The following is a 12,469-nucleotide window of genomic DNA, read 5'->3' on the forward strand; positions in this document are numbered from 1 at the left end:
AAATAACAGTATTAGGAGAATAACTGTGGAAAAAATAGCAATTATCGGATTCTCATGCCTATTTCCCGACGCCAAAAATCCTGAAGAATTCTGGCAAAATCTCATTCAACAAAAAGATTCAACATCATCCATAACTTCCGAAGAACTCGGAGTAAATCCACAAATATTTTACGAACCAACCAAAGGTAAACCAGACAAAATTTACTCCTTAAAAGGTGGATTCATCCGCGATTTTAAATTCTATCCTACAGGATACAAACTACCAGCAGAATTACTAGAAAAACTAGATAATACCTTTAAATGGTCACTGCATGTTGCTAAACAAGCTTTGCAACACAGTGGTTATTTAGATCAAGAATCTCTTCTCTCTCGGTGCGGAGTAATATTAGGTACTCTCTCTCTACCTACCAAAGCTTCAAATCAATTATTTGCGCCAATATATCAGCAAGTTTTAGCACCCGCAGTTAGAGAACTTTTACAGCAAGAAGAATTCGATTTAGCTACATTAAATTCATCTGACCAAACTTCACCCTACAATGTGATGATATCGGGCTTACCAGCAGCAATCATCGCCCAAGCTTTTTCACTATCAAATATTCATTTTTGTATAGATGCTGCCTGTTCATCGCCACAATATTCTATTAGGCTGGCATCCCATTATCTGTGGACGCACAAAGCTGATTTAATGCTAGCGGGAGGTATTAGTTGTGCAGATCCGCTGTTTATCAGGATGTTGTTTTCCGGTATTCAAGGATATCCCGAAAATAATGATATCAGCCGTCCTTTAGATAAATTATCGCGGGGGATGCTGACTGCGGAAGGTGCGGGAATGGTGGTGCTGAAACGATATAGCGATGCAGTTAGAGATGGCGATCGCATTTATGCTACCATCACAGGCAACGGGCTTTCTAATGATGGTCGAGGCAAGCATTTACTCAGCCCCAATTCCAAAGGGCAAACTCTCGCTTTTGAACGCGCCTACCAAGAAGCACAAATCAATCCTAACAACATTGATTACATGGAATGCCATGCTACTGGCACGTTATTGGGAGATAGCACCGAATTCCAATCAATTGAAACTTTCTTCGGTAAATATCAAGCAACACCTTTGCTGGGTTCTGTGAAATCTAACGTCGGTCACTTGCTCACCGCCGCTGGCAGCGTTAGCTTAATTAAGGTGCTAATGAGTATGTCTAGGGGTGTCATCCCAGCCACGATTAATATCACAGAACCGATGGGTTCAGATAACAATGTTGTTTCCCCAAAACGCATTGTGACTAGCACCACGGATTGGCCGGGAAATACACCAGTAAAACGCGCCGCTATCAGTGCATTTGGTTTGGGTGGAACCAATGCCCACATGATTTTAGAACAAGGAAATACAACAGAAGCAGTTACACCAGAAGAACCTCTCCACCCTGCCAAACTTGCCATCGTTGGTATGGATGCCTTGTTTGGTGGATGCGATGGTTTAGATGCTTTTGAACGCAGCATTTACGAAGGCACACAACATTTTATTCCCTTACCACCTAACAGATGGTACGGGATAGAAAAGCAAGCAGAGTTACTTAAAAAGTATGGGTTGGCTGATGGTAAACCACCATTAGGAGCATACATCACTGATTTTGAAATCGATACTGTTTCAAGCAAAATTCCGCCGAATGAACTAGAAAAACTCAATCAACAACAATTATTACTGCTAAAAGTTGCCGAACGTGCTTTAAAAGATGCAGGCATTAAAGAAGGCGCAAATGTATCAGTAATAATTGCCACAGAAACAGAATATTCTGTTCATCATTTACAGCAAAGATGGAATTTATCTTGGCAGATTAAGGAAGGATTAATTGCCGGAGAAATTTCTCTACCGTCTGATAAAGTTAATCAATTAGAGACCATCGTAAAAGATGGTATTCACCATCCCGTCGAAAGCAGTGAATATGTGAGTTATATCGCCAATATTATGGCGAGTCGCATTTCTTCACTGTGGAATTTTACTGCCCCTGTTTTTACCATCACTGCGGGAGAAAACTCTACTTTCAAAGTTTTGGAAGTAGCACAACATTTACTTACTACCGGGGAAGCAGATGCTGTACTTGTGGGTGCCGTCGATTTAGCTGGCGGTTTGAAAAATGTGTTGTTGCGAAATCAAATGGCAGCAATTAATACGGGTGCAAATACCCTTGCCTACGACCAAAAAGCAAATGGCTGGATGGTTGGTGAAGGTGCAGGCGCAGTAGTATTAAAGCTGCACGAAACTGCTAAAAAAGATAGCGATCGCATTTACGCGGCCGTTGACGCCATCAGTTTTGTGCAAGATCGTCTGGGAAACAGTTGTGCCAAAGCTGTTCACCAAGTTTGCCAGCAAGCTTTGTTGATGGCAGGTATTAAACCTACAGACGTGAACTATCTCGAAGTTCATGGTAGTGGCATTCCACAGGAAGATGAAGCAGAAATCACAGGTTTGCTTCAGGCTTATCCAGGAAGTGCAAATGATTTAAGCTGTGCAATTGGCAGCGTTAAAGCAAATATCGGTCATACATACACTGCATCGGGAATTGCTAGTTTGATTAAGACTGCCCTGTGTCTTTATTACAGATATATTCCAGGTACACCAAAGTGGACTGGAGTCAAAGATAAGGGAGTATGGGGATCGGGGATTGGGGATCGGGGACAGGGAAGAGTAAATTCTCCTCACACTCCCTTTTACGTTGCCCCCGAATCAAGACCTTGGTTCCTCGACAAACAAGCGACAAAAAGAATCGCTGCCATCAATAGCATCGGAATGGATGGCACTTACGCCCATGTCATATTATCGGAAGAACCAGACCAAACAGAACGCAGCAGCAGATTTTTGCAGCAAACACCCTTTTATTTGTTCCCGATTACCGGACGCGATCGCACAGATTTACTCACACAACTTGATACCCTCGAAAACACTGTTAACAACGGCACTTCTCTAGCAAACGCTGCTAACCTGGCTTTTGCTAACTATAAACTTGATGCGGGTGCAAATTACGTCTTAGTAATTTTGGCACACAACCAAAACGAACTAACCAGAGAAATCGCCGCCGCCCGTAAAGGTGTAGACAAAGCCTTTGCAAGTGGAGAAGACTGGCAAACACCGCTAGGTAGTTATTTCACAGCCAAACCACTGGGTAAACGGGGTGGAGTTGCTTACGTCTATCCAGCAGCAGTCAATTCCTATCTAGGTATCGCCCGTAACCTCTTCCGCTTATTCCCCAAAACCCTCGACGATATCGCCCTCAAAAAACTACAACACCTCGTCGCCGACATTTCCCGCATAGTCTTTCCCAGAAGCTTAAACAAACTCTCATCCCGTCAACTCGAAACTCTCGAACAGCAATTCTTGGACGATCCTCTAGCCATCTTCGACGTTGACATGCTGTATACCAGATTCATCACCCAAATCATTCGGGATGAATTTCAAGTCAAACCTAAATTCGTCTTTGGTTACAGCCTGGGTGAAACCAGCATGATGTCTGCGGTCGGTGTATGGGATAACTTTACCGAAGGAATTCGCGCCTTACACGCCTCACCACTATTTGCCGACAGATTATCGGGTGCAAAAACAGCCGTCCGCGAGTATTGGCATTTACCACCAACCCAAGATAATAACTTCTGGGCTAACTACGTTCTCATGACTACCCCGTCCCAGGTTCGAGAATACCTCAAACATGAGAACCGTGTCTTCTTAACTCAAATCAACACACCAGAAGAAGTCGTCATCGCCGGTGAACCGGCAGCATGTGAAAGAATCATTCAAATTTTAGGCTGCAACGCCTTCCGCGCCCCCTTCGATCATGTCATTCACTGCGAGGCGATGCGTTCAGAATACGGGGAAATAGCTAGAGTTAACACCCTACCCACCCAGAAAAACCTACCAGATGTCACTCTCTATTCTGCTGCTGAGTATGGCCCGGTGAAAATAGAAAGTGGGGCGATCGCTAACAGTATCGCCACAGGATTATCACAACAATTAGATTTTCCCCGCTTAGTCAACCGAGTTTACGAAGATGGGGCCAGAATATTTATTGAAACGGGTGCTGGCAATATTTGCTCACGATGGATTGATAAAATTCTCGGCAATAAAGAACACATCACTATATCTCTAAATAGAAGAGGTTTAGACGACCATAGCGGTATTGTTAAAGCACTAGCAAAACTTGTCAGCCATCAGGTTTCTGTTGATCTATCACCACTCTACACCCAGGTAACAGAAACTAATAAAAAATCCAAACTCACCCTTAAAAAAGTCACATTGGGTGGTCAAAGCATTACTGACAAAATCTTGACGGAAGAAAACAAAAAACTCTTCCACAATCTCGCTACAACTGCCAAAAAACCTGAACCCATCAACTCTCTTCAGACTCAGCCAGAAGAAATGCCAATACAAAATATCATGGATAACAGCTTAGAGCAAAAAGCAGCAGTACAATTTGTTGAGTTAACAGCCAATCCTCAGAAAATTACTCGACCCATTACCATTTTAAGTCAGGCTCATTACCAACAACTGAATGCTAACAATATCAGGGTTCATAAAACCCATGACGCTTTCTTAAAATCTCGCCAAGAATTTAGCCAACACATCAGTGAACTAATTCAACTACAACTACTATGTGCTGAAAATTTACTAAGTGAATAAGCATCTCATCTTGGGGATTATGTCAAGGTAGAAGTCTCCCAAATGAGTTTTTCTTGGTGTCTTAGTGTCTTGGTGGTGAAAAAAATAATATTTGAAACACAAAGACACTAAGACACAAAGAGGTAAATATTTTTTATTCATCAATTACTAATACTTAACTTGAGGTCAAACTACCGTGAAAACAGTAGATGCGGTACTAGGTAAACAAGAGAATGGTCTTGATTTTTATGGACAAACCTGCAACTTCAATCAGGTATGGAAAGGTTCCTTAGATTGCATCACATTTGACCCTACCATAATCAAAGAAAAACTTCTATCTTTAGATAAACCTTGTTATATTGTTAGAGTTGACGGCAAAATTGGTGTCAGTAACGACGGTTATTTGTCTCCTCTTGATAATGGTAAAACAGGACAAATTGAACTGTTAACGGTGATTCCACCCATCAAGCTACAACAATTAGGAGACCCAAATTTTCTCTCTTTTCATGGCGTGAAATATGCCTATACCACTGGTGCAATGGCTGGTGGTATTGCTTCAGAAGAAATGGTTATTGCTCTCGGAAAAGAAGGAATTTTGAGTTCCTTTGGTGCAGGTGGTTTACCTCCAAATCGCTTAGAAATAGCTATTAACCGCATCCAGCAAACCTTGCCAAATGGGCCCTATGCTTTCAATTTAATTCACAGTCCGAATGAACCTGCAATTGAGCGTGGTGCAGTGGATTTATACCTCAAATATGGGGTGAGAACAATAGAAGCTTCGGCATTTTTGGACTTAACTCCTAACATTGTTTATTATCGTGCGGCGGGACTGGGTGTAAATGCAGCCAATGAAATTGAAATAAAAAATAAGGTTATTGCCAAAATTTCCCGTCGTGAAGTTGCTAGTAAATTTATGCAACCAGCGCCGCTAAAAATGCTCAAAGAACTGGTTGCACAAGGATTAATTAGTGAATTACAAGCGAATTTAGCCGCTAAAATTCCCCTAGCCGATGATATTACAGCAGAAGCAGATTCTGGTGGTCATACTGATAATCGTCCTTTGGTTTGTTTGTTACCTTCAATTGTCGCTTTGCGGGATGAAATTCAGGCACAGTATAACTATGAAAAACCCATTCGAGTTGGGGTAGCAGGGGGAATTGCGACACCACAATCAGCCTTAGCTGCTTTTATGATGGGTGCTGCATATGTAGTGACTGGTTCAATTAATCAATCATGTATTGAATCTGGAAGTTGTCAGCATACCAAGCAATTGTTAGCACAAGCAGATATGGCTGACGTGATGATGGCCCCAGCCGCAGATATGTTTGAAATGGGGGTAAAATTGCAAGTTCTTAAACGCGGTACGATGTTCCCTCTCCGCGCTCAAAAATTATATGAAATCTACAGGAACTATAACTCAATTGAAGAGATTCCTAACCAGGAAAGAGAGAAGCTAGAAAAACAAGTTTTTCGCAAGCCGCTTGCTCAAGTTTGGGAAGAAACTGTAACTTATCTATCTCAAAAAAATCCAGAAAAACTCGGGAAAGCTGTTAATAATCCCAAAATGAAAATGGCATTGATTTTCCGCTGGTATTTAGGGTTGTCTTCTCGCTGGTCTAATTCTGGAGAAAAAGGTCGAGAAGTAGATTATCAAATTTGGTGTGGCCCAGCAATAGGTAGCTTCAATGATTGGCTGCGAGGTTCCTATCTGTCAGATCCAAATAATCGCCGAGTAGTTGATATCGCTAACCACATCATGATTGGTACTGCATATTTATACCGGATTCAAAGTTTGAAAATTCAAGGACTGCAAATTTCGAATTATTACACTCAGTATTCCCCAGTTCATTCTACATTGGAAGTCTAAATATGAAAACAGCAAAAAAATCTTTAACAGCAGCAGAAATTCAAGCTTGGTTGCTATCACATCTTGCTGAATTCTTAAAAGTTGCACCCGACGAAATCGATACTGAACAACCATTAGATAGTTACGGTTTGAATTCTACCCAGGCGATGTTGCTTGTTACCAAAGCAGAGAAAATGCTAGGATTTAAAGTGGCTCCAACGCTGCTGTGGCATTACCCAACAATTGCATCGCTATCACAGCGTTTAGCTGAAGAATCTGAAGAATTATCATCAGATTTACAAGATACTGTTGCAGTTAAAAATGTAACTCCTGTCTTAGATTTAAGTGCTGAAGCTGTTCTCGATCCAAACATTCGTCCTGCATCTGGCTCTTTTGTGTTTAAAAGCGAACCAGATAATGTCTTTTTAACAGGTGGAACTGGCTTTTTAGGAGCTTTTTTAATCCACGAACTACTACAGCAAACTCATGCAGATATTTATTGCTTAGTACGTGCTGCTAATCCAGCAGAAGGTAAGCAAAAACTCAAGAAAAATTTGCAAAGTTATGCGCTGTGGGATGAACAATTCAGTTCAAGAATTATACCTGTTATCGGCGATTTATCTCAACCACTATTAGGGATTAGCAAAGAAGGCTTTGAAATGCTAGCTGCTAATCTTGATAGTATCTATCACAGTGCTGCAACGCTAAATTATGTTTATCCCTACTCAGCGCTCAAAAATCCCAACGTTTTAGGAACGCAAGAAGTGTTACGCTTGGCAAGTATTTTTAAAGTCAAGCCTGTACATTATGTTTCTAGCGTCGCAGTTTTTGAATCGCCTTTTTATGCTGGCAAAGTTGTTAAAGAAGATGATAGCTTTGAGCATTGGCAAGGCATTTTTCTGGGTTATTCTCAAACTAAATGGGTAGCAGAAAAGCTAGTCACAATTGCTCGTAAAAGAGGGCTTCCTGTAACTATCCACAGACCACCTTTAATTGCAGGAGATAGCCAAACAGGTGTTTGCAATACAGATGATTTTATCAACTTGGTAATTAAAGGCTGTATCCAAATGGGATGTTTTCCAGATGTGGATTATATGTTGGATGCATCACCTGTAGATTATGTGAGCAAAGCCATTGTTTATCTATCCAAACAAAAAGAATCACTAGGCAAAGCTTTTCACTTACAGCATCCCGCACCTGTTCCGTTATCTAATTTACTTGAATGGATGCGTTCTCTTGGTTTTTCTATTCAAGTAATTCCCTACCAAGAGTGGCAAACCAAGTTAATTAACGATATCTCTTCCGCAGATAATCCGTTATATACGCTACGACCTTTCTTATTGGAACGCTGGTCGGAAGAACAAATCACTATTCCAGATTTGTATTTGCAAACTAGAAGACCGAAAATCAATTGTGAGGCTACTTTGAATGCACTTGCTGGTAGTGGTATTGTTTGTCCGCCAATGGATACACAATTGTTTATGACTTATTCTGCTTTCTTGATTCAAAATGGTTTTCTGAATGTTGCGTAGTACAGGATTGTACAAGTTCGTTCAGAATTAAAAGTATGTTACGATCCCCCGCAACTTTGCTGGGGGGATCTAATTTGTGGCAATAAATCGTAGCTTTTTAAACGCAGAGGAACGCGGAGGTGAACGCAGAGGGTCACAGAGTATTTAAAATTTAATGCGTTACGAATTTGTGTAAGATTGTACTTGGTAGATAAGATGTTTGTTGGTTTGCAAATTCCCTATTAACAAAAAATGTTGATAGCTGAATTGTAAATTTAGATTCGTGCAAATATTTGTCAATTCAAACTCAATGTTTGTGTGAGCTTATTTCATAAGAACCTCTCTAAGGGATACGCCCCTTGACAGATTACAAGAAGTGGAGATATCTCTAGCATGAACATGAAGGCATGAGATCTTCCGCTTCGGTTTTGGGCTTGCTTTTCTCATCTACTCTCAGCAGAATACTCGCAATATTCGTAAATTAATTTCTGGAATATTTGTTCATGAGATTAAAACAAATACTCTTTGTTTTGACAAAGGATATCTAAATTTATGAATCTTAAAGACAAAACTATCCTAATTACGGGAATAGGTGGATTTATTGGCTTACGTACTACCGAATTAGCGATCGCCCGGGGAATGCATGTTAGAGGACTAGAAAATGATCCTAATAACGCAAAAACGGCTCAGAGTCTGGGTGCGAAAGTGATTGTTGGTAGCGTCTGCGATCCAATTGTTGCCCAAGAGGCTTGTCAGGGAGCGGACATTGTTCTGCATACAGCTGCCCTCGTTAAAGAAGGAGGATCGCTAGACGAGTTTCGTAATGTCAATGTTGGTGGCACCCTCAATATAGCAAGCGCAGCCAGAAATGCTGGTGTCAAGACTTTTGTTCACCTCTCCAGCGTAATAGTATATGGCTTCACCTATGCAAATAAAGTTACAGAAGAAGGGCCACTCCGTAGCGAGAATAATCCTTACTCTTTGACCAAAATAGAAAGTGAACAAGAAATATTGAAGCTGAACGCACCACCAGATTTTGGTGTCATTATTATTAGACCGACAGCTGTTTATGGGCCAAGGAGCAACCCTTGGGTGATCCGTCCCCTTTCACTAATGCGTCAAAGACGATTTGTGATCCCTGATGCGGGAGGGGGAGTGATGAACCATGTATATATAGATAATCTAATTGATGGAATCTTTCTCGCTATAGAAAAGGAAGCATACGGAGAAGCTTTCAATATCTCTGATGGACAGGAAACCTCTTGGAAAGAATACTACAAACGTTTAGCTAAAGTTGGGAACGTACCTGCACCCTTGTCTCTACCAGCACCAATCGTCAAGTCTTTGATTCGGTTGGAGTGGTTAAGAATGAAAATTTTGGGTCAACAACCTGTTATTTTCCCAGCAGCTGTAGACTTTTCCACTAGCCCTCATGCTTATTCCATCAAAAAAGCGCAAACCCAGCTAGGATATGAGCCGAAAATAACTCTAGAAGAAGGTATGGAATATATACGGGAATGGCTAGACAATACAGATACCCAGACATCAAATAACTGAAAGAAACTCTTGTGACATTAATATTGCCAGCACTTCAGATCTAACTCAAAACCTTCTACAGCAACTGCACCAACATAATTATCAGCAGGTAAAAGTTCTATCAAACTCCACTGTTCATCGGTGGTGAGTTTTGCTGGTTCTTCTGGAGTCAAGGAAATCTCTACTTGCTCCAGTTGAACTAGTCCCACTCCTGTTGCTTTTAAATAAGCTTCTTTACATGTCCAGTAGCGAAAAAACACCTTTTGCTGTTGTTGTGGAGGAAGCGATCGCACTACTGCATATTCTCTGGGTGAAAAGAAGCGTTTGGCAAGGGCTTCTACATCACTCACAGATCTGATGTATTCTATATCAACACCAATTATGCGGTTAATACTTACCGCACATACAGCTAAATCTTGAGAATGTGACAAGTTAAACGATAGCCCACTATGGATATAAGTATCACCTAATACTGGTTTGCCACGGGGTTCATATTCAAATCGCACCGCTTGCGGTTCAACACCCAAGTAGCGACCCAAGATAGCACGGAGGATTCCCCGGCCGGCGATAAAACGCTGCTGATGTTGCTGAAAATAAAACCGCCGAGCGCGAGCTATTTCGTCACTGGAGAGAGTAGCTTCTAAAGCTTGCAGTTCTGGTTCTGGTCGTTCAAGGTCAATTCGCCAGATATGAACATCATATGGCAACAATTTTAAATCAGTCGGTGCAGCTAGCCACATAAGATCTCATCTCCCACCCCAAAAACAATCTAGAAGTTGAGACAAGGGTTAAAGAAATTGTCTTTTCCTTTCCCCCTTATTGTTTAATCTTTCCCCCACCTCTTGCAAAAGTTACTTTTGCAAGAGGTTTAATCTTCTCCGGTTTTCAACCACTTTTGCAAGAGATATATTATCAGGACTTGCCAAAGGAAGGAGTCTCCGTAAATGCTTCGCAAATGTTTTCGCACAACCCTCCTAGCATGGCGGCAGTTAGTTAAAGAGAAAACTCGTTTGGCGATCGCAGTGGTAGGTATTGCCTTTGCAAACATTCTCATCTGTGCCCAGATGGGGTTTGAGGCTTCACTATTTGACAGTTCCACAGCACCACAAAGGGGTTTAGATGCAGATTTGGTGGTGGTGAGTTCCCATTTTAAAAGTGTATATTCAGTCAAAAATTTCTCCAGAGAGCGATTGTATCAGGCGTTAGGATTTGCAGGAGTGGAGTCGGTGAGTCCACTCTATATGGGTTACGGAAAATGGAGAAATCCGCAAACACGTCGCATACAATCTATTTTGGTGTTTGGTACAGATCCGAGAACCACAGCATTTAAATTTCCTGAAGTTAATCAAAACCGCAGTCAGCTGCAAAAGTTGAATACAGTGTTGTTTGACCAAGCTTCCATACCAGAGTTTGGGCCAATCGCGACTTTATTTCAACAGCAATCAACAGTAGAAACTGAATTAAATGATGTCAGTATCCGGGTTGTAGGTTTGTTTATCTTGGGTGCGTCGTTTGGTGCCTATGGTAATACTATTACCAGTGACTCAACCTTTTTACATCTATTCCCCGACCATCATCCCAATCAAATTCAAATCGGTCTGATTCAGTTGAAACCAGGTGCAGATGCACAACAAATTGCCAAAATTTTAACAGATGATTTACCTGATGATGTCATGATTCTCACAAAAGAGGATTTTGCACGGGTAGAAAAAGCTTATTGGGCAAAAACAACCCCCATAGGTTTTATTTTTGGTTTGGGTGTGATTGTCTCTTTCATTGTCGGCATTGCGATCGTTTATCAAATCATTTATGCCGATGTAGCCGATCACTTGCCACAATACTCTATGCTGAAGGCAATTGGATATAGCGATCGCTATTTAATAGTAGTTCTTATTCAAGAAGCTTTACTCCTAGCAGTGTTGGGTTACATACCAGGATTTATCGTTTCACTAGGACTTTATCAACTAGCAGCAGCGGCTACCATGCTGCCTATGTTTATGACTATTGAGCGGAGTGTAACTGTGTTTGTTTTAACAGTGGCAATGTGCTTGATTTCTACCGCTAGCACGATGCGAAAGCTGAATTCTGCCGACCCCGCCGACGTATTTTAAAACATGAGGTAAAAGCAATATTCAAAATTCTCCCCCTCTCCCCCTCTCCCCATCCCCCATCTCCCCATCTCCTCCTCGCCGCATCCTTTTGTTAATGTAAGTATGCGTTGTTAATTAGTTAATAAACACCAGATGATTAATAATCTATTTACGGCGGGTGGAGTGGTCATGTGGCCCCTCCTAGGTTTTTCAGTGTTAGCAGTAGCACTAATTATTGAACGTATCCTGTTTTGGATGCGTTTGAGTAGCCGTCAAAACCGCGTTGTCAGAGAGGTACTGAATTCTTATCAGCTTGATAATGTAGTTGGTGCTTTGGATAAGCTGCACCAAAATACCGATTTGCCAATGGCACGAATTTTTTTAGCAGCTTTAGAACTAGAAGAAGCTACTCCAGATGAGTTTCGTTTGGCCTTAGAAACGGGAGCACAAGCTGAAATCCCTTTACTCAAACGCTTTCAAAATATCTTCGATACTATTATTGCTCTTGCGCCTCTGTTGGGTCTTCTTGGTACCGTCTTGGGATTAATTGCTTCCTTTGCTTCTTTAAATATTGGTGATGTCGGAGGCGCAAGAACAGCAGGTGTGACAGGTGGTATTAGTGAAGCTTTGGTTTCAACCGCATCGGGATTGGTAGTTGCTATTTTTACACTGCTATTTGCTAATAGCTTTCGAGGGCTTTACCAGCGTCAAATTGCACTGATTCAAGAATATGGCGGACAGTTAGAATTGCTTTACCGTCGTCGCTATGAAAGGGGAGATAAAACCTATGCACCTTCCCGATGAACCAGACTTGCCACCGCCTTAGTGGGGAAATAGGAAATTG

The 12,469-nt window shown here is 41.5% G+C and carries 7 protein-coding genes; 6 read left to right on the forward strand and 1 reads right to left on the reverse strand.

From position 1 onward, the window contains the following. The first annotated feature begins 25 nt into the window (after window positions 1–25). The 4 genes from FIS9605_RS0108875 to FIS9605_RS0108890 all read left to right on the forward strand — a co-directional run bounded on the left by FIS9605_RS0108875 (window position 26) and on the right by FIS9605_RS0108890 (window position 9,556). Window positions 26–4,663, forward strand: a complete 4,638-nt coding sequence (locus FIS9605_RS0108875) for a PfaB family protein (protein ID WP_026732272.1) — start codon at window positions 26–28, stop codon at window positions 4,661–4,663. Window positions 4,664–4,838: 175 nt separating this feature from the next. Then, entirely contained in the window at window positions 4,839–6,509 is a 1,671-nt protein-coding gene (locus FIS9605_RS0108880) for a PfaD family polyunsaturated fatty acid/polyketide biosynthesis protein (protein WP_026732273.1), read from the forward strand. Between the two features lie 2 nt (window positions 6,510–6,511). After that, entirely contained in the window at window positions 6,512–8,020 is a 1,509-nt protein-coding gene (locus tag FIS9605_RS0108885; RefSeq protein ID WP_026732274.1) for a thioester reductase domain-containing protein, read from the forward strand. A gap of 531 nt (window positions 8,021–8,551) precedes the next feature. Beyond that, entirely contained in the window at window positions 8,552–9,556 is a 1,005-nt protein-coding gene (locus FIS9605_RS0108890; protein ID WP_026732275.1) for an NAD-dependent epimerase/dehydratase family protein, read from the forward strand. Between the two features lie 17 nt (window positions 9,557–9,573). On the opposite strand, the gene hetI is transcribed toward FIS9605_RS0108890, so the two are convergent. Further along, a complete protein-coding gene (gene hetI, locus FIS9605_RS0108895; protein ID WP_026732276.1) occupies window positions 9,574–10,275 on the reverse strand; it encodes a 4'-phosphopantetheinyl transferase HetI in 702 nt (233 codons plus the stop codon). Between the two features lie 204 nt (window positions 10,276–10,479). Between hetI and devC the strand changes: the two genes are divergently transcribed. Then, window positions 10,480–11,646 carry an ABC transporter permease DevC gene (gene devC / locus FIS9605_RS0108900; protein ID WP_026732277.1) on the forward strand — a complete coding sequence of 389 codons (1,167 nt, stop codon included), beginning with the start codon at window positions 10,480–10,482 and terminating at the stop codon, window positions 11,644–11,646. Between the two features lie 132 nt (window positions 11,647–11,778). Next, window positions 11,779–12,429, forward strand: coding sequence for a MotA/TolQ/ExbB proton channel family protein (locus FIS9605_RS0108905; protein ID WP_026732278.1), 651 nt, complete (start codon window positions 11,779–11,781; stop codon window positions 12,427–12,429). Window positions 12,430–12,469: the final 40 nt, after the last annotated feature.

This window comes from Fischerella sp. PCC 9605 (genome assembly GCF_000517105.1).
GTDB lineage: Bacteria > Cyanobacteriota > Cyanobacteriia > Cyanobacteriales > Nostocaceae > PCC9605.